The 18423-nt window shown below is 52.3% G+C and carries 19 protein-coding genes; 11 read left to right on the forward strand and 8 right to left on the reverse strand.

Annotated features, from left to right (window positions below):
• Positions 1-562: RNA polymerase sporulation sigma factor SigK (gene sigK, locus ACI7RC_RS25100; protein ID WP_408110921.1), on the forward strand; the 562-nt coding region annotated here is incomplete at its 5' end.
• Positions 563-702: 140 nt separating this feature from the next.
• On the opposite strand, the gene ACI7RC_RS25105 is transcribed toward sigK, so the two are convergent.
• A complete protein-coding gene (locus ACI7RC_RS25105) occupies positions 703-1620 on the reverse strand; it encodes a LysR family transcriptional regulator (RefSeq protein WP_408110922.1) in 918 nt (305 codons plus the stop codon).
• A 143-nt stretch (positions 1621-1763) separates the two neighbouring features.
• Here ACI7RC_RS25105 and ACI7RC_RS25110 point away from each other — a divergent pair, with 143 nt between their 5' ends.
• Positions 1764-2243, forward strand: a complete 480-nt coding sequence (locus ACI7RC_RS25110; RefSeq protein WP_408110923.1) for a DinB family protein — start codon at positions 1764-1766, stop codon at positions 2241-2243.
• A gap of 14 nt (positions 2244-2257) precedes the next feature.
• Here ACI7RC_RS25110 and mutM read toward each other — a convergent pair whose 3' ends face one another.
• Positions 2258-3067 carry a bifunctional DNA-formamidopyrimidine glycosylase/DNA-(apurinic or apyrimidinic site) lyase gene (mutM, locus tag ACI7RC_RS25115; protein ID WP_408110924.1) on the reverse strand — a complete coding sequence of 270 codons (810 nt, stop codon included), beginning with the start codon at positions 3065-3067 and terminating at the stop codon, positions 2258-2260.
• Positions 3068-3232: 165 nt separating this feature from the next.
• Between mutM and ACI7RC_RS25120 the strand changes: the two genes are divergently transcribed.
• Complete coding sequence (locus ACI7RC_RS25120; RefSeq protein ID WP_408110925.1) at positions 3233-3976, forward strand: EcsC family protein; 744 nt, start codon at positions 3233-3235, stop codon at positions 3974-3976.
• Positions 3977-4022: 46 nt separating this feature from the next.
• On the opposite strand, the gene ACI7RC_RS25125 is transcribed toward ACI7RC_RS25120, so the two are convergent.
• Positions 4023-4814, reverse strand: a complete 792-nt coding sequence (locus tag ACI7RC_RS25125; RefSeq protein WP_408110926.1) for a serine hydrolase — start codon at positions 4812-4814, stop codon at positions 4023-4025.
• A 105-nt stretch (positions 4815-4919) separates the two neighbouring features.
• Between ACI7RC_RS25125 and ACI7RC_RS25130 the strand changes: the two genes are divergently transcribed.
• The 4 genes from ACI7RC_RS25130 (at position 4920) to ACI7RC_RS25145 (ending at position 8448) form a co-directional block, all read left to right on the forward strand.
• Positions 4920-5159, forward strand: coding sequence for a hypothetical protein (locus ACI7RC_RS25130; RefSeq protein ID WP_408110927.1), 240 nt, complete (start codon positions 4920-4922; stop codon positions 5157-5159).
• An 18-nt stretch (positions 5160-5177) separates the two neighbouring features.
• Entirely contained in the window at positions 5178-5522 is a 345-nt protein-coding gene (locus ACI7RC_RS25135; RefSeq protein ID WP_408110928.1) for a hypothetical protein, read from the forward strand.
• A gap of 260 nt (positions 5523-5782) precedes the next feature.
• Positions 5783-7261 carry a S8 family peptidase gene (locus tag ACI7RC_RS25140; RefSeq protein WP_408110929.1) on the forward strand — a complete coding sequence of 493 codons (1479 nt, stop codon included), beginning with the start codon at positions 5783-5785 and terminating at the stop codon, positions 7259-7261.
• Between the two features lie 206 nt (positions 7262-7467).
• Positions 7468-8448 (forward strand): metal ABC transporter substrate-binding protein, encoded by a 981-nt coding sequence (locus tag ACI7RC_RS25145; RefSeq protein ID WP_408110930.1) that lies wholly within the window; start codon positions 7468-7470, stop codon positions 8446-8448.
• Between the two features lie 97 nt (positions 8449-8545).
• On the opposite strand, the gene ACI7RC_RS25150 is transcribed toward ACI7RC_RS25145, so the two are convergent.
• Entirely contained in the window at positions 8546-9034 is a 489-nt protein-coding gene (locus ACI7RC_RS25150) for a Gmad2 immunoglobulin-like domain-containing protein (RefSeq protein ID WP_408110931.1), read from the reverse strand.
• Between the two features lie 160 nt (positions 9035-9194).
• Entirely contained in the window at positions 9195-10595 is a 1401-nt protein-coding gene (locus ACI7RC_RS25155) for an amino acid permease (protein ID WP_408110932.1), read from the reverse strand.
• 403 nt (positions 10596-10998) lie between these two features.
• Between ACI7RC_RS25155 and ACI7RC_RS25160 the strand changes: the two genes are divergently transcribed.
• Positions 10999-11397, forward strand: coding sequence for a DUF2500 domain-containing protein (locus ACI7RC_RS25160; protein ID WP_408110933.1), 399 nt, complete (start codon positions 10999-11001; stop codon positions 11395-11397).
• Positions 11398-11455: 58 nt separating this feature from the next.
• Here ACI7RC_RS25160 and trhO read toward each other — a convergent pair whose 3' ends face one another.
• Positions 11456-12385 carry an oxygen-dependent tRNA uridine(34) hydroxylase TrhO gene (gene trhO, locus ACI7RC_RS25165; RefSeq protein ID WP_408110934.1) on the reverse strand — a complete coding sequence of 310 codons (930 nt, stop codon included), beginning with the start codon at positions 12383-12385 and terminating at the stop codon, positions 11456-11458.
• Between the two features lie 159 nt (positions 12386-12544).
• Between trhO and ACI7RC_RS25170 the strand changes: the two genes are divergently transcribed.
• Positions 12545-13675: a conserved virulence factor C family protein gene (locus tag ACI7RC_RS25170; RefSeq protein ID WP_408110935.1), complete on the forward strand. Its 1131-nt coding sequence runs from the start codon at positions 12545-12547 to the stop codon at positions 13673-13675.
• A gap of 214 nt (positions 13676-13889) precedes the next feature.
• Complete coding sequence (locus tag ACI7RC_RS25175; RefSeq protein ID WP_408110936.1) at positions 13890-15335, forward strand: PAS domain-containing sensor histidine kinase; 1446 nt, start codon at positions 13890-13892, stop codon at positions 15333-15335.
• Between the two features lie 189 nt (positions 15336-15524).
• Here ACI7RC_RS25175 and ACI7RC_RS25180 read toward each other — a convergent pair whose 3' ends face one another.
• Together ACI7RC_RS25180 and ACI7RC_RS25185 are read right to left on the reverse strand one after the other, a co-directional pair.
• Positions 15525-15611, reverse strand: coding sequence for a putative holin-like toxin (locus ACI7RC_RS25180; protein WP_408110959.1), 87 nt, complete (start codon positions 15609-15611; stop codon positions 15525-15527).
• Between the two features lie 143 nt (positions 15612-15754).
• Positions 15755-16558, reverse strand: a complete 804-nt coding sequence (locus tag ACI7RC_RS25185) for a serine hydrolase (RefSeq protein ID WP_408110937.1) — start codon at positions 16556-16558, stop codon at positions 15755-15757.
• A 209-nt stretch (positions 16559-16767) separates the two neighbouring features.
• Here ACI7RC_RS25185 and ACI7RC_RS25190 point away from each other — a divergent pair, with 209 nt between their 5' ends.
• Positions 16768-18402 (forward strand): peptide ABC transporter substrate-binding protein, encoded by a 1635-nt coding sequence (locus tag ACI7RC_RS25190; RefSeq protein ID WP_408110938.1) that lies wholly within the window; start codon positions 16768-16770, stop codon positions 18400-18402.
• Positions 18403-18423 lie beyond the last annotated feature (21 nt).

The raw sequence follows: 18423 nt of genomic DNA on the forward strand, positions 1-18423 counted from the left end.
GCGCAACAAGCTGATTGAGCACAATCTGCGGCTGGTTGCCCATATTGTAAAAAAGTTCGAAAACACCGGGGAAGACAGTGAGGATCTCATCTCCATCGGGACGATCGGGCTGATTAAAGCGATCGAAAGCTACCAGGTTGACAAGGGAACCAAGTTGGCCACATATGCCGCCAGATGTATCGAAAACGAAATCCTTATGCATTTACGCAGCCTGAAAAAAACACGCAAAGACGTATCCTTGCACGATCCCATCGGGACTGATAAAGAGGGGAACGAAATTACCTTGATCGACGTGCTTGGCACGGAATCGGATGAAGTGGTGGACGCAGTCCAGTTGAAACTGGAGAGTCATAAGATCTATCAGCACATTCACATTCTCGATGACCGGGAAAAGGAAGTGATTATCGGCAGGTTCGGCCTGGACAAAGACAAGGAGAAGACCCAGCGGGAGATTGCCCGGGAATTGGGGATTTCCCGTTCGTACGTGTCCCGGATCGAAAAACGGGCCTTAATGAAGCTGTTTCACGAGTTTTACCGGACCAAGCAGACCCAGGGAAGGTAATGATCAACGACCGTTGGCAGTCTCTATACCAGCGGTCTTCTTCCGGTTTTTCAAGAGACAAAGCTGGAGAATAAGCTGCACAATGCCGACTACCGGAATAATCAGGTTGTCGGCATTGTGCGGTGGGCGCGCCTGCCAGATTATTTTGCGACGGCGTGCTTGCTGCCCGACCTTTCGATCGCGGCTTGGATGTACGCCTGCAGGATATCCATAAACGTACGTGCAGCAAATCCGATGTACCTGTCGGATCGATATACGATACAGATGTCTTGGCTTGGAACAGGATCGGTCAACGGAACGGTGACGATTTCTTTTGAACCGAGACTATCCAGCAGCAAGCGGGGCAAAACGCAAGCTCCTATTCCTTGTTCCACCAAGGAGAGAAGGGAGGATAGCGTGGTGGTTTCGATATGAGGCTGCAGGCGGAAGCCCGACTGCAGACAAGTCTGGTCAATGAGCTGTCTCACCTGATGATCTGGAGGAAACATCACCATTTTCAAATTTTGCAGACTGGAAAAAGGAACTGCTTTCTTGCGGGCAAGCGGGTTGTCGGAGCGGACCGCCAGCGCGAATTCTTCGTTCACCAGCGGGATGATGGTCAAGCGTTTATCAGGCGGCGGCGTGGTCGTGACGCCGATATCGATCGTTCCCTGGATGATCTGTTCGGAAATTTTGGTGGTTTCGATAACGGATAAAGATATTTTGGGATATGTCCGGTGAAATTCTACGAGCAGGGCGTTAAACAACAGGTCGGCATCTCCGGGGAGAACACCGATCGAGAGCGTTCCTCCCTGAACATGTTTCATTTCTTCGATGGCATCACGCGTGTATTGCAGATGGGAAAAAATTCGCTGACTCTGTTCGTACACCAGACGCCCCGCTTCCGTCAAGGCGATGCGCTTCCCCATCCGGTCAAAAAGGGGAATCCCCAGTTCGTTCTCCAGCAGTTTGATCTGCTGGCTGAGATTTGACTGTGTCGTGTTCAGCCTCTCTGCTGCCCTTGAAAAGTGCAATTGTTCACACACGGCGACAAAGTACTCCAATTGCCTTAGTTCCATATGCTTTCCCCCCAGAGACGATCATCACTGCTAATTATCATTATAATCGGTAATCTGAATTGAAGAAAATGGATCAAGGGGGTATACTGACTTTGACCTCAATCGAGAGGGTCAAATAAAGAATGGCAAGGAGGAGTTGCGGTATGTCTCAAACCATCCTGAACACAGCCAGAAACGTCCGCCAAATCACACTGAAACAGGTACAAGCGATCCCCGAGGAATTGTTTGACGTTCAACCGCAGGCGTTCAACAATACGATCAGATGGAATGTCGGGCACATGCTTGTAACCGTGGATTTCTTTCTCTCTCTGGGCTTCCCCTTTAGCTCCGATCTTCCTGAGACGTACAAGGGCCTGTTCAACACCGGCACAAAACCGGCGAACTGGACGGATGAGCCTCCGACGAAAGAGGAGCTGGTCCAATACTTATCCGAGCAGCTTGAACGATTCTCTGCGGTTTCACCGGATATGCTGGATCAACCGCTGAAGTCGCCGATTGAAATGGGGGCACTGCGATTCGAGACCGCCGGTGAAGTTTTCAACTTTGCCTTTGTCCATGAAGCGATGCATCTGTCGACGATTTCATCCTTGTTGAAAGTCATTCAATCCCAGCCGTCTTCTTGACCGGGAAGGTCCCATCAGCTCTGACAACGTTCACAGTAGAACGTCTTTCTTCCCGAAATGACTGTCCGCACGATCGGTCCGCCGCACCGGTAACACGGTTCGCCTGAGCGGTCGTATACCTTGCACAGCTCGTCGAAGCCGCCGGTCAACGTGTCTCCCGCGTAAAGCGGTGACTCCATATAGCCGCCGCGGGCTATCGCCTCCGTCAAGACGCGGCGCGTTGACCGGTACAGCTTTGACCACTCCCCCTCCGTCAGCTCCCGGCAGCTCCGTGTCGGCTTAATTCCGGCGGCAAAGCAGATTTCGTCCGAGTAGCAATTGCCGATCCCGGCGATCTGTTTTTGGTCGATAAGCGCCGTTTTCAGTCTGCCGCCCTTGCCCCTGAAGCGGTCGATGAAGATCGCTTCCGTAAAGTCTTCGTCCAGCGGTTCCGGCCCCAATCCGGCCAGAGCAGCCACCGCTTCCTGCGGGGTCAACAGATGAAGATACCCCAATCTCAAGCCGATAAAATACAGCGTCTTTTCGCCAAACGAAAGCTCCACTTGCGTCGTCCTCTCGGGCTTGTCCCGGTCTGTCCCGCAGTACATCCACCCGCCAAGCATGAGATGCAGCAGCAGCACCTTTCCGCTGTCGAGTGAGAACAGCAGATACTTGGCCCGCCGGTTGATCTGTGCGAGGCGGCTTCCGATGACTTCCTCCCGAAATTGTTCGACAGACGTATTGATCGATTTCACGCGATGAATCGCCGCATTCGTTATCGTTCGGCCGGCGAGCTGCTGCGACAGCAGCTTCCTGTAGTTCTCCATCTCAGGAAGTTCAGGCATGCTTTTCCTCCCTTTTCGTTCCTCCGACTCACCCGGCCACAGGGCCAGTGCACTTTTTCTTATCCTTCCCTGACACGGTGACTGTAAACGCCGCGATTGACAGAGCGGCAAAAGAAGCAGAAAATCGCGATGAGGAGTATCTGATTCAATTGAAGGAGCTGCAGCATGGATCTATACGAAAAACAGGTTCGGTTGGAGATACAGCGTTGGAAACGGGAGTTGTTGAAGCCGGCCGGAATACTCGAACGCACCTCTAAAAAGGTGCAGGATCGGGTCAATGCCGTCATCCCGGAGAAGGTGCACCGAACGATTACCGCAGCGGTGAAGGGAATCGTCAAATCCACGCTGCTCGGAATTGAGCTGGTCCCTAAGGGGCAGCCGCAGCACGGGCTCGCATTAAAGCAGCGGGATGAGAAGGCACGGGAGCTGCTCTCCCGCTACAAAAAGATCGCCGCTGCCGAAGGGGCGGGCACCGGAGCGGGAGGCATTTTAGCGGGTATGGCCGACTTTCCCGCTCTGATCGCGATTAAAATGAAGTTTTTGTTTGAGTTGGCTCACCTCTACGGATTTGACACCCGCGATTACCGGGAGCGGCTGTTTCTCCTGTACGTCTTCCAGCTCGCGTTCTCCAGTCAGGAGAAGCGCCCGGAACTGCTCGAAACGATCGTTCATTGGGAGCAGCATGTCGAGACGCTGCCCCTCTCCGAGCGCTCCTTGGATCACATCAACTGGGAGCAGTTTCAGCGGGAATACCGCGACTCCATCGACTTTCGCAAAATGCTGCAGCTGTTGCCCGGCATCGGAGCGGTGGTCGGGGCGTGGGCCAACTACGGGCTGCTTGAAGATTTGGGCAAAACAGGAATGAACTGCTTTCGCATCCGTCACATTGAACGCCCGAACCAGGGATAAAGCGACAGCCCCTCCGGCTGCTAGAGATGGAGGGGCTGCATGCTTTTTAGCCCAGTAAGTAGTCGGCGACCCGTTTTCCTATATTGGCGATAAAGCGGCGTCCATCAGCATTGTCTTCCAGCCCGGTCGTCAGTACCGCGACATATGCCCGCCTGCCGTGAATCGAGATGATACCGGCATCGTGTTCCGTGCCAGGCAGTTCTCCGGTTTTATGAGCGATGACGACATCCCGAAAGCGGCTGCCTGTGACCAGGGCGGGCAGCTTGGTTTGGAACTGTTGATGGAGCAGGGTGTGGTACGCCGCTTTTTTGCCTGCTTCGTTCAATATTTTGCCGCTTGTGATCTCCTGTAAAAAGCGGACTGCATTGGCGGCTGAGGTAAGGTTGTCCTTTCCCGCTTTGGCGGCTTCCCAGTCCATCATCCTTCGTCCCAGTACCGTCTGGTAGCACTGCAGATCGACGGCCAGCCGGTTGACTGCGTCGATGCCCACCTGGTCAATCACCATATTGGTGGCCGTATTGTCAGATACCATCATCATCAAGGCGATCAGATCCTGCAGCGACAGGCTCAGTTCGGCAGACAGATGGGCGATCACCCCCATCCCGCCGACCCGCATGCTCTCCGGGATGAGGTGTTTTTTACTCAGGTCAAGCAGACCAAGCTGGGCCTGTCGGTACGCTGCCAGCATGATGGGAATTTTGATCAAGCTGGCAGCGGGGAACGGTTCGTTGGCGGCCAGTTGAATCGTGCCTTCTTCCGTTTCAATAAACACACTCGCTTTTCCGCGGAGTGAGCCTGCAAGTTCGCGGATGCTTCGTTCAAGCCGGTTTATCCTCATGACTTCATCGCCTTTCATCGGAGTTCCTTATTTTCACACACATAAGTGCTCTGGTTTCGAGCATTACTATAGGTACTATAACCCAGTTTGCGAAGGAGAAGGGAGTTGGGCAAGTTGCCTACTGTGATGATTGTATTGTTGCTGTTTGCCGCAGTAGTGGTTGTGATCGGCTTTATTCTTTCCCTTATGACGATTCGAAAGCAACAGCATCACGAAGTGGATCAAGGGACGAATCGGACAATCCTCAGGCATCCCGTCATGGCGAATCCCGTATTGCTCGCCTATATCCTGTTTCCGATAGTGGTTGTGATCGGCGTTGTCGTGTACTTGTACTATTTTTATTAAAATGAGGGGGCGACATGTATGGACAAGAGAAGGTATTACGTATCTGTTCAAGCGGGAACGGTCATGCTTAACCAGGGGGATGCCGCTTACGAATGGGAAATCGACGCCACCCCGGAAGAAGTCGATAAATTGATGGATCTGTTTGGGAACAAGTGGGACAGCGACCATATCGCTTTTTGGCGAAACCACCTTCCCGGCGTGCCATACCACCTCGATTCCCCCAACGATCAGTACGATGAAATCTTACGGGAGATTTACAACATGATCTACGAATTGGGCACACCAGAAACGCGGCAGACGATGGAGGCCAATCCCGGTCTCTTGCATTCCTATCGGCCGGAAAATGAGATGAGCGGAGAATGAGGACAGGATATCCCCTTGCGGCAGACAGTGAAAAGAGACGCCATTTTATGGAGTTAAATGACACTGTCACAGGAGGGGATTTTTTTGCCGTCGAGATCTCGATCATTTTCTCATGGCAGTAATAAGAAAACAAGCGGGTCGGCTGTGCCCTTTTTGTCTCATCTGATGTAGAAAATTTAACATAACAGGACTTTCGACGGAAAGGAATAGGAAATAGTAACGAGAATTATTTTTCTATTCCAAATTGTCGGAGGGATGGTATGAAAAGAAAATGGTCATTTGCCGCTTTGACAGTAGCGTTGGTCGCGAGTATGGCGTGGGGCACTCACGGATCGGTGCTCGCCTCGCAGTCGGGAGAGGCTAAAAAAGTCTACCTCGTCACGTTTAAAAACGCTCTTCCGGCCAACTATGATGAAATGATCTCACGGGCTAACGGGAAGGTTCTCCGGGAATTGCCGAAGATCGGCGCTGTAGAAGTGGAGTCCGACGATGCATCCTTTGTCGCCAATCTGAAAGGGCAGCCTTCCATCCATGCCGCCAATCTGGAGATGAAACACCAGCTCTTTGACGAGAGACTGGAACCTGAAGCGGCAGACGGAATGCCGGTCACTGACATCCCGCAGCCCGATCAAATCGATAGCTACTGGGATTACCAATGGGACATTAAGCGGGTCACTCACAACGGCGATTCCTACGAGTTGGAGACCGGCGGAACAGCGGGACCAGACGGCGAGGTGAAACACAAGGCAGTTGTGGGTATCATCGACTCGGGAATCGATCCCTGGCACCCCGACCTGAGGGCAAACCTGCTCGGCGGAAAGAACTTCGTCCCGGCCGGAGCGGACAAGGATGAGACTGGCGATCCCGACGACATCAAAGACCGCGGCGGTCATGGGACCCATGTAGCCGGCGCCATCGCTGCGAACGGGAAAGTGAAGGGGGTCGGACCCAACCTGGGCATCCGGGTGTATCGTGTCTTCCCCGAAAGCGGTTCAGCACCTACTTCATGGATTGCCGACGCTTTGATTCAGGCTGCCGACGACAACGTAGATGTAATCAACATGTCGATAGGCGGATTTGACGCGATCTCTCGCTACACATATCAAAACAGCGGATCGTACAGCGACATCGCCGACGTATTAGTCTGGAAGCGAGCGATCCAGTACGCCGTCAAAAAAGGAACCACGGTCGTCGTCTCCGCCGGAAACGAATCGCTCAACCTAAACAATCCGACCGAGGTCACAGCATACATGAACCGAACGTACGGCGACCTGGGCCTCAAATTCAAAGGAGCATCAATGGAGGTGCCCGGTCAGATTCCAGGCGTAATCACCGTCTCTTCATCGATCCAATGGTCGACCGACAAGATTGCCTTCTACTCCAATTACGGCAGCCGTTCGATCGACGTTGCAGCCCCGGGCGGGGACAACGGTCCGGACTATGACAAAACGGGCGAATTGAACCAACGGGATTTCCACTACCGAACGCTCAGCACCTGGCCGACCTATCTCGACCCGTACTTTACGTCCAATTTGAAGGGGTACGCGCTCTTGCACGGCACCTCAATGGCTTCTCCCAAAGTGGCCGGCATCGCCGGAGTAATCAAGGCTGCCCATCCTGACTGGAAGCCGGCTCAGGTAGCAGCACATATCCGGAAAACAGCCATCGATTACGGAAAACCCGGCACCGACCAGCTGTTTGGAGCGGGCGAGGCCAATGCATACAACTCCTTGAAGTAAAGACGAACGACAACAGCCCCCCGTAAAGTACGGGGGGTTGCTGCATGAGAAAAATAAATCGGAATCATTATGATTTGTGTTGACAACAACCCCTGGCGTAAGGTAGGCTATTATTGTCCTTAAATCATAATCATTCCGTTTTGTGAGAATGTACGGACAATATGAGACAATCCATATTTGGTATTATGCGAAAGAGGGGTAGAGATATGCATCCTTTGTGGAAAAAGACTGTTGCCGTCGTGGCTGCCGCCGGTTTTGCCTTGGCGGGCTGCGGTGCGGCAGACCAACCCGCCGCTTCGGATCAGACACAAAAACCGAGCGGCAAACTAAAGGTAGTAGCCACGTTTTATCCCATGTATGAATTTGCCCAAAAGGTAGCGGGAGATTACGCCGACGTAACCGCGCTCGTGCCGCCAGGTGTCGAACCGCACGATTGGGAGCCCACTCCGAAAGACATCCAGACGATTGCCGACGCAGATGTCTTTGTCTACAATGGAGGCGGCCTCGAGGGCTGGGTAGAGGATGCGCTGGGCAGCACCAAAAACGAGAAGCTGAAGGTAGTGGAGACGACGCATGGGATAGACCTGATGGAGGGCAGCGCGGAAGAAGAAGCGGATGAAGCCCACAGCGACGGCCACGAACACGAACACGATCATGAGCACGGCCTCGATCCCCATGTCTGGCTTGATCCCGCCCTGGCGCAAAAACAGGTTCAGCAGATCGAAGCGGCCCTTATCGAGGCCGACCCCGCCCATCGGGAAGCGTACGAGAAAAACGCTGCCGCTTACATCAAAGAACTGGAAGAGCTGGATCAGGCGTTTCAACAGATGGCTTCTTCTGCGAAGCGGAAAGAATTTGTCGTCCAGCACGCCGCCTTTGGCTATCTGGCTAAACAGTACGGCTTGACCCAGGTTCCCATCTCCGGCTTGTCACCGGAGGAAGAACCGTCTCCGGCCCAATTGATTGAGATCGTCAAATTTGCCAAGGAACACGATGTAAAAACGATCTTTTTCGAAACACTCGTCTCTCCCAAGGTAGCAGAAACCGTCGCCAAGGAGGTTGGCGCCAAAACGGCCGTCTTAAACCCGCTGGAAGGCCTGACTGACGAGGAGAGGGCGCAAAACCTTGACTATATCAGCGTGATGAAGAAAAATTTGCAAGAATTGCAAGCGGCCTTAAACGAGTAAAAATAGCCGCCTATTACAATGAAACCGTCAGGATTCCCATCCTGGCGGTTTTCAACATGCGGCCATCGCTCCGTAAAGTCCGGCAGCGGCCAGGTATTCACTTCGGCTGGCTCTCTTCGAGCACGATCGGCAATCCGTTTTGAGAGCTTCCGTCTTTTGCGCTTTTTTCAGACAGGAAAAGGATGAGCGTCGTATTCGGTTCTGCTTTCTTGGCGGTGACGGTAAACGCAAAGTCGCCCCACTCAGGCGCTCCCTTGGATGCTTTGGCAGAACCGGAGGCAAGTACATTATGGCCATCTTCTACAGAATAGTTGACAACGCCTTCGAATACTTTGGCCTGCCCTTTCACCCGGTAGGTGTCATCTTGTTCTTTTTCTACCGTTACCCCTTTGAAAACGTCATTTTCATAGACTTTGGCAGAACCCGGTTCGGTTGGCTGTTCTTGCGGATTGAGATTGTTCCCCGGTTCTTGGGCGACCGGCGGATTTGTCGGTTCGGTAGCGTCCGTAGGGGTTTGGCTTTGGCCAGTGCATCCTTGCAGCAAAATGATGCCTGCTGCCAAAGATGCGATGAGCAAACGTTTCAAAACAGAGCCCTCCTATCGTACCTCCCTGTCGACAATGGCTGCAGGGATTCTTTAACCTACAGTGTACAGCAAAACCAGCTGTAATAAAACCGTCCGCTTCCATAAAATTGCAGAAGCGGACAGGGAAAAGCTGTCAGGATGCCGGGGGAGTGGGCTGATTTTAGTTCGGTTGCGAGACGGCTTTTTCTTTGCTGCCGGCGGTACGGTTCAATTTTTTGACGTAGTAGACGCCGGTCAACAGAGCGAGCCAGAGCGGTCCGACGATCAGCGCAATCCGCGTGTCAGGGAAGTAAGCCATAATGATGATCACAAGCGCTAAAAATGCGAGCGTTGCATACACGCTGTACGGATACCACGGCAACTTGTATTGAAGCTGATTTGCCTCGTCTTTGGACAAGCTCTTGCGATAGCGAAGCTGGGTCACGAGAATGACAGCCCACGTCCAGATAGCGCCGAATGTAGAAATGCTGGTAATCCAGACAAATACTTTTTCCGGCACCAGGTAGTTAAGCGCCACGCCGAACAGCAGTACAACGGCGGAGGCGAGGATTGCCTTGCCCGGGACGCCTGTTTTGGTCAGCTTGCTGTAGCCCTTTGGAGCTTCGCCTTGCTCCGCCAGGTTAAACAGCATCCGGCCTGTGCTGAAAATCCCGCTGTTGCAGGAGGAGAGCGCCGCCGTCAGTACGACGAAGTTGATGATTCCCGCTGCGGCCGGAATGCCCATTCTCTCAAAGGTAAGCACAAAGGGGCTTCCGTTCGCGCCAATTTCGGTCCACGGGTAGATGGACATGATGACGAACAGGGCTCCGATGTAAAAGATCAGGATCCGCCAGAAGACGGTATCGATCGCACGGGTCAGGTTTTTTTGCGGGTTTTTCACTTCACCTGCCGTCACCCCGATCATTTCGACACCAAGGTAGGCAAACATGACCATCTGCAGCGACATCAGAACGCCTCTTACGCCACCCGCAAAGAAGCCGCCATTGGTCCACAAGTTGTGGATGCCTGTAGCGATACCGCCGTTACCCCAGCCAAAGAGAATGATCCCAATGCCCATGACGATCATCAGTACGATGGTGACGATCTTGATCATCGCAAACCAGAACTCCAGTTCACCATACAGCTTCACCGTGATCAGGTTGACCGCGCTCATGATGATCAGGGCCGCCAATGCCCAGATCCAACGCGGAATCCCGGGGAACCAGAACTCCATGTAAATGCCGACTGCAGTGATTTCCGCCATACAGGTACAGATCCATAAAAACCAGTAGTTCCAACCCGTCAAGTAACCGGCCAGCGGTCCGATGTAGCGGCGTGCATAGCGGCTGAACGACCCGGCGACGGGATTTTGCACGGCGACTTCGCCAAGGGCCCGCATGATGATAAAAATAGCCAAACCGCCGATGGCGTATGCCAACAGGATCGCAGGACCGGCCATTTTAATCGCGGTAGCGGAACCGAGAAACAAGCCGACGCCGATACAAGCGCCCAGCGACATCAGCGTGATATGGCGCTTTTCCAGACTGCGGTTCAATTCGGTAGAGTTTTGCTCGTTTCGCATGAAAATCCCTCCATCAATAAGAACAAACTTTTTCATTCAAGTAATATTTTAAAAATAACTGGATTTCCTGACAAAAATGAGTGATAAATCGTCTAACGGCGAAACGAAAAGATTTGTAGATAAATAATTGGGAGCGTTTTCATTTTACTATGATCCTTTTGCATGTTCAACATTTTGTCACATTAAACTTGCTTCCAAATGTTTCAAAGCAAAAAAGGACAGCCATCATGAAAGAGTCATGATGGCTGTCCGGTACACCCCCTTTACGTAAATCTACTACATCCTATGCATGTCTAGTTGGAAGGGTATGGACAAGTATGACAGGTTAAAAGAACATTTTATATCGGTCGAATTATGGTAAAATAAACTGATATGCCACGTTTTTCAGATGGAGGTTGTTCACATGTTCATAGGTCCGGGATTTGGAGATGGCTTTTTTAGCGGCATGCCTCCGTTTTTTCTGTTGTTTTTCCTCGCAGTTGCCGGCTTTATCTTGTTCGGTATTTTGCGTACGATTCGCTATTATGTAAAAAATGCGACTTCTCCGCTGTTAACGACCAGGGCAAGGGTTATCGCAAAAAGGATAAAAGTTACCGGACATACGAGCATGCACAACAATCAGGCGCACCGCCATTCCACCACCCATTATTACGTAACGTTCGAAACGCCTGCGGGAGAGCGAATGGAGCTGGTGACCAGCGGAAGAGAGTACGGACTGCTGGTAGAAGGCGACGAAGGAGTCTTAACCTATCAAGGTGATTGGTATAAGAGTTTCCAACGCTCACAAGCGTTACAGAAATGACAGGAGCGGTCTCCCTAAGCTGCTAACAGCTTCGGAAAGACCGCTCCAGATGTTTGTTCTATTTTCCGGCGCCAGCCAGTTCGGCCTGCTCCAGAACGTACCGGTTGCGAGGATGCTCCTCACATTCCTTGGAGCAGGAACGCTTGTGTTCGATTTCACATTCCGGACAGCAGATATGCTGCAGGTTGCATTCCGGGTTGGCACAGTTGAGATATCTGTCCTCCGGCTTGCCGCAGTGGTAGCATGTACTGACGACAACATTCTCCACCTGGTTGATTGGAACAGAGATTCGTTCGTCGAACACGTAGCATTTCCCGTCAAACAGCTGCCCTTTTACCTCGGGATCCTTCCCGTAGGTGACGATGCCGCCGTGCAGCTGGTAGACATCTTCAAATCCTTCTTTTAACAGGAAGCCGGTCAGCTTTTCGCAGCGGATGCCGCCCGTGCAGTAGGTGAGCACCTTCTTGTCTTTAAACTGGTGAAAGTTTTTCCGGATCCACTCCGGAAACTCGCGGAAGGATTCCACGTCCGGCCGGATCGCGTTGCGGAAATGGCCGAGGTCGTACTCGTAGTCGTTTCGACCGTCCAGGACAACCACGTCATCCCGCTGCAGCATTTCGTAGAATTCTTTCGGCTGCAAATACTTGCCGGTCAATTGGTTGGGGTCGAGCTCTTCTTCCACGCGGAACGTAACCAGTTCCTTTTTGGGCCGGACAAACATTTTTTTGAACGCATGCTTGTCCACCTCATCGATCTTGAACCAAAGATCGGCAAACAGCGGGTTTTCGTGCATGTGCTTCATATAGGCATCAGTCTGTTCGACCGTGCCTGATACGGTTCCGTTGATTCCTTCTTCGGCAACGAGAATCCGCCCCTTCAAGCCAAGCTCTTTGCAAAATTGCAGGTGCTCCGCCGCGAATTCCTCGTAATTCTCAATATGGACATATTTATAGTATAGGAGAACCCTGTATGCTTTCTGTTCGTTCATGATCCCAACATCCACCTATCCTCAATTAATTTCGTTCAGAACCATATTATACTTGATTTTTTTAACAAGTGCACATTCATATTATGGAGAAAACGGTAATTCCGATATAATGGTTACGAGTTGAACCAGAGCAAAAACGATGGAGGGTGAGCAAGGAAGATGAAAATCGTATCGATTGAACCGACTCCCAGCCCCAATAGCATGAAGTTGAATTTGGACGAGAAGCTGCCCCCCGGGGTGAAGATGACATATACGCAGGAGAACCGGGATCGCGCGCCGGAACAGATCAAAAAGCTGCTGGAGATTGAAGGAGTCAAGAGCATTTTCCACGTAGCCGACTTTATCGCGCTGGAGCGGAAGGCGAACGCCGATTGGAAAGCGATTCTGGCCCAGGCAGGCGAGGTACTGGGGGAAGAAACTGCACAGCCTGTACAGGCCGAGGCACAGAGCTGCCAGGAAGACCCGTGGCAGGAAGTCAACGTCTTTGTTCAGATGTTCCGCCACATACCGATGCAGGTAAAAGTGACTGCCGGTCTGGAGCAGATGCGGGTCGGCTTGCCGGAGCGCTTTACCCAAGCGGCCATGCGCGCCGGAGCGGCTTCGGCCAACCTGGTCATGGAGCGGAAGTGGGTGGAACAGGGTGTCCGCTACGGGACCATGCAGGAGATCGGCGAAGAGGTCGCCCAGGAGCTGGATGCGGCATACGACGCAGGACGGTTGGAACAGCTTGTAGAACAGGCCTTCCACTTTGAGCCTGCAGCCCCTGAGCAGATCGATACATGGTCAACCGAAAAAATAGCGGAAATGCTCGACCATCCCGATTGGAAAAAGCGCTACGCGGCATTTGAGCGGCTCAACCCGACGGAAAATGACATCGAGCTGCTGAAAAAAGCGCTTGCCGACTCGAAGTCCTCCATTCGCCGGCTCGCTGTCGTCTATCTGGGCATGATCGGCGGTGAAGAAGTATTTCCCCTGCTCTTCCAAGCCCTGATGGATGACTCGGTATCAGTGCGGCGGACTGCTGGCGATACCTTGTCTGACCTGGGTGATCCGGTCGCGATCGGACCGATGGCAAAAGCCCTGCAGGATCCGAACAAGCTGGTGCGCTGGCGAGCCGCACGCTTTCTGTACGAGGTGGGGGATGAGTCGGCCCTGCCCGCGCTGCGGGAGGCCCAGGACGATCCGGAATTTGAAGTGAGCATGCAGGTGAAGATGGCCCTGGAACGGATTGAAGGAGGAGAGGAAGCCAGCGGTACAGTCTGGCAGCAGATGACCAGAAGAAACACCTGACAATAGAAAGCGATCCTGGAGACGGGGGCAGCGCGTCAGAGCGGCTGCCTCCTTTGTGTAAGCTTGTCGATTGTTGCTGGTGTATTTGTCGAATTATGTCGTAATTTTTCGCTTGTTGGAGGAATCACTCTCCTCTATGCTGAAAGTGACAGAAAATTTCATAATTGAAATGACTATCAAAGCAACGCCAGCATAACAGGAGGGAAAAGGAGACTTGAACGGATATCGCAGCTATCCCAATCATTCCGGACTTGAAGAACACGTCATCATCCAAAATGCTCCCGAGGCGATTGTCACGATCGAAGCCTCCGGTGTAATATGCTCTTTTAATGCGGCGGCCGAAGAACTATTCGGTTTTTCGGCAAATGAAGTGCTGGGGGAGAAGCTCTCTTTGCTGATTCCCCAGGCAAACGGAGATTCGCTTATGCACATTCTTTACGGGCCTGAAGCAGATGACCCGCAGCGCGAAAGAATGGGGCGGCGCAAAAACGGCCAGATGTTCGACCTAGGCGTGAGCATCCGCGACCTTCTCTTCGAAGAATGTGTGTATTACGTCTGTATTTTTCGTGACATCACGAAGCAGAGGATCCGGGAACAGTTGATGCTGGAGAACAAGGAACGCTACAAATCGCTGTTCGAACATCATCCTGACATCGTCTGCTCAGTCGATTTAAAGGGAACCATCGTCAGTATCAACTCGGCAACCACGAGGATTACGGGATATTCGCAGGAAGATGTACTGGGCCGCTCGTTTGACAGGTTAATCGTAGAGCGCGATCTGAATCTGGCAAAGGATGTTTTTCGGCGCTCAATCGCAGGGGAACAGATAATGAGCGAATTGACTGTCAAACATAAAAGCGGAAGATTTATCGATCTGTCTGTCAACAGTATTCCGATTATGATTAGGAACCGGATTGTTGGCCTTTTTTGTATTGCCAGGGACATCACCGAGCGGAAACACACGGAGGAATTGCTGCGGCAGTCGGACAAGCTGTCTGCCCTGGGACAGTTGGCTGCCGGCGTTGCCCACGAAATACGCAACCCATTGACAGCGCTCAAGGGATTTATTCAACTGCTTCAGTCAACGCAGAGCAAAAATCAGGCCTATTTGGGCATTATGTTGACAGAGCTGGAGCGGATTAACTTTATCGTCAATGAACTGCTGCTGCTGGTCAAGCCGCAGAGCGTTCATTTCAAACGAATCGATCTGGTATCGCTTACGCAAAGCGTAATCACCTTGATCCAGCCGGAAGCCATCTTAAACGACGTATCGATTACCACCCGCGTCAATGGGAGAATTCCGGAGATCGAAGGAGAAGCCAACCAGCTGAAACAGGTTTTCCTCAACATTCTGAAGAATGCGATCGAGGCCATGCCCCGGGGCGGAGAAGTGGCCGTCACCATCGGAGTGCATGATGGGGACAAGGTGCTGATCCAGTTTCAGGATCAAGGTCCGGGAATCCCCGAAGAGCATATCCCCAAACTGGGAGCCCCTTTCTACACTACGAAAGAATCGGGAACAGGCCTGGGATTGATGGTGAGCTTCAAGATTATTCGGGAACATCACGGCAGCATTCGGATCCACAGCGAGCCAAACAGAGGAACGGTCATCGATGTGATTTTACCAGCCGCTGCCGACGGGGAGCAGGCGAGGAATTGAATGAATTTACATAAAAAAATGTTTCATCAGGAAATTACCTGTGATAAAATGAATCTTGTTGGTGTCAAAGCGACCCTTCGACAAACACAAAAAAACCGCAGGTGGTGCCAACACCTGTGGCAAAAATTGTCGTTCCCTCAAGGGAGCGGCTAGATTGAAATGACCGCTGATCTCCACATGTACAGGCGGTTATTTCCGTTTGTTGGGGAAAGAAACCATTGCTAATACCAGCGCCCCAAATGTAACCATGAGAGATAACCCTTCATATACAGTCATTTTTGTTCACCCCCTTTCTATAGGGGATCAGCCAACTGCCCTTGAAGGTTAAAATTCTCTCTATATAGCATTATAACATGTACATTGGAACAAATATACAGAAAGTTTAAAAAAGTTTCTTTTGTTACCAGGATAACTTCCGGTTAGCGGCAATGATCGTACACCAGTTTGCCGATTTTTCCGATCGTGTCACGGGCTGCCCGCGCCTCTACATCCTTGGACAGCACAGCGATCGTGATTGCCGTTTGGCCGATGTAAAGAATGCCGGTATCGTGCTGGATGTTCGTCACGTTTCCCGTCTTGTGAGCCAGTTCCCACAAGAGTTGGCCGCCGATGATAGACGGATCGGGGTCCGGCAGGTGCAGGGGGAGGCAGTCGCGAATTTGCTGGCGTTTCATGATCCCGATCATCTGCAGGCAGCTGTTGTAGGAGAGAACTTTTCCGGTCGCCAGCTTCCCTAGGATCCTGGCCATGTCGCCTGCGGTCACCTCGTTAAGTCCCTCCAACTCGGCAGGCATGATCATCAGTTTGTTGTAAAACTGGCTGTTGGTCATCCCGGCAAGCTGCAAGGCGGCGCGGACGCTCTCTTTGCCGACGCGGTCGATCAGCACGTTGGTAGCAGTGTTGTCGCTTTGGATGATCATGAGTGTCACGTAGTCCCAGATCGGCAAAGCAATACCCGGCGACATATGCTGCAGTACGCCCGATCCCCCGACCAAATCCTCCTGCCGCAATGGAATCTTCTCTTCAAAGCTCAGCCGGCCGGCGTAAGCCTCGGCAAAGACGGCCAGCATGACCGGGACTTTGATCAGGCTGGCAGAGAAAAACCGCTGATCCTCGCGAAGCGTCCAGCGCTCACCCGTCCCGAGGTGTTCCAGGACAATCCCCCATTCCCCGCCAGCCGACGAAAGGAGCGCTTCCAGTTCCTCATGCAAATCCGCTAACATACTACCCCTCCTTATGTACCCAAAAAATAATTGATAGACATAATATTCGTAATATAATATTATAAATCATATTCCGTTTTAGCAAGATAGAATAACAGCTATAGAACAGCAAGGGAGGACAACACAGGAAGAAGAAAACGGATGTTGACTAGGTTTTGCATGGAGTAATGGAACGTTTTGATTGTTTATGGACAAACAAGGGGGCGCTTATGAACAAGAGCAAATTCGGCATGCTATCCATGAGTATCGTTCTAACGCTTAGTTTACTATTTGTCGGCTGTTCTTCCAACTCTGAAAGCACATCGGGAGGAAGCGCCGCGGATTCTGGATCGGCTGCGGGGGCGCAAAAGCTTTCGGTGAACATGGGCTCTGAACCGTCGACAATCGACCCTGGTCTGGCTGAGGACATCCCTTCCATGGTCGTTCCGCGGGCGGCTTTCGACGGACTGCTTCGCCTCGGTCCTGATGGAAAACTGCACGAGGCAGCTGCCGAGAAGTACGAAGTATCGGATGACAAGCTGACGTATACGTTCCACCTGCGGGATTCCAAGTGGAGCAACGGCGATCCGGTCACGGCCCAGGATTTTGAATACGCCTGGAAACGGGTCCTTGATCCGAAGACGGCTTCCAGCTACGCTTATCAGCTCTACTACCTGAAGAACGGGGAAGCGGCCACCAAAGGCAGTGTCTCCCTCGACGAAGTCGGGGTCAAGGCGACGGACGACAAGACACTGGTCGTCACGCTGGAGCATCCGACCCCGTTTTTTCCTGAATTGGTTGCATCTGTCACCTACTTCCCAGTAAACAAAAAAGTGGCCGAGAGCAACGGAAAATGGGCGGACGACCCGTCTACCTATATTGGCAACGGTCCGTTTAAACTGGACAAGTGGGAGCACAAGTCAAAAATCACCCTGGTGAAAAACGACCAGTACTGGGACAAGGACAACGTCAAACTGTCGGAAATGACGCTGTATATGATCGACGATGCCAATACGGAATTGAATATGTTCGACAGCGGCGATCTGGATTGGGCCGGCTCCCCGCTGGGCAACCTGCCGCTGGACGCAATGCCTTCCCTGAAGGAGTCCGGAGGGCTGCAGAGCCAAGCGACGGCCGGGACGTACTGGTACTTGTTCAATACGCAGCAGGCGCCGTTCAACAACAAGAAAATTCGCCAGGCCTTCAGCTACGCGATCAACCGCCAGGAGATCGTCGACAACATCCTGCAATCCAAGGGCGAGGTAGCGCTTGGCATCCTGCCTCCGTCGATGTCGTACAAGCCCGACGGCTACTTCAAAGACGGAGACATCGAAACGGCGAAAAAATTGCTGGCTGAGGGAATGCAGGAGCAGAAGCTGGATAAGCTTCCGGAAATTACGATTCTCTATAACACGGACGAGACCCACCAACGGATTGCCCAAGCCATTCAAGACCAATGGCGGAAAGCTTTCGGCGTCGAAGTGAAGCTGAAAAACGAGGAGAACAAGGTTGCTCGCGAAGACATGAAACAGGGCAACTTCCAGATCGGCCGCGCCAGCTGGATAGCCGACTTCAATGACCCGATCAACTTCCTTGACGTGTTCCGCGACAAGGGCGGCAACAACAAAACCGGCTGGTTCAGCCCGGAATACAAGGACCTCTTGACCAAGGCAACGGAAGAGAAGGACAGCGGGAAGCGGGCTGAACTGTTGAAGCAGGCAGACGCGATGATCATGGATGAAATGCCGGCGATTCCGATTTACTACTACACCTACGCATGGGTGAAAAAGGATTCGGTAAAAGACGTGGTCATCGACCCGCTCGGCTTTGTCGACTTCAAGTACGCTTCCAACGAAGCGAAGTAAACGCATGGACCGTTCCATTTG

The sequence above is a fragment of the Brevibacillus sp. B_LB10_24 genome, from assembly GCF_046036945.1.
GTDB lineage: Bacteria > Bacillota > Bacilli > Brevibacillales > Brevibacillaceae > Brevibacillus_C.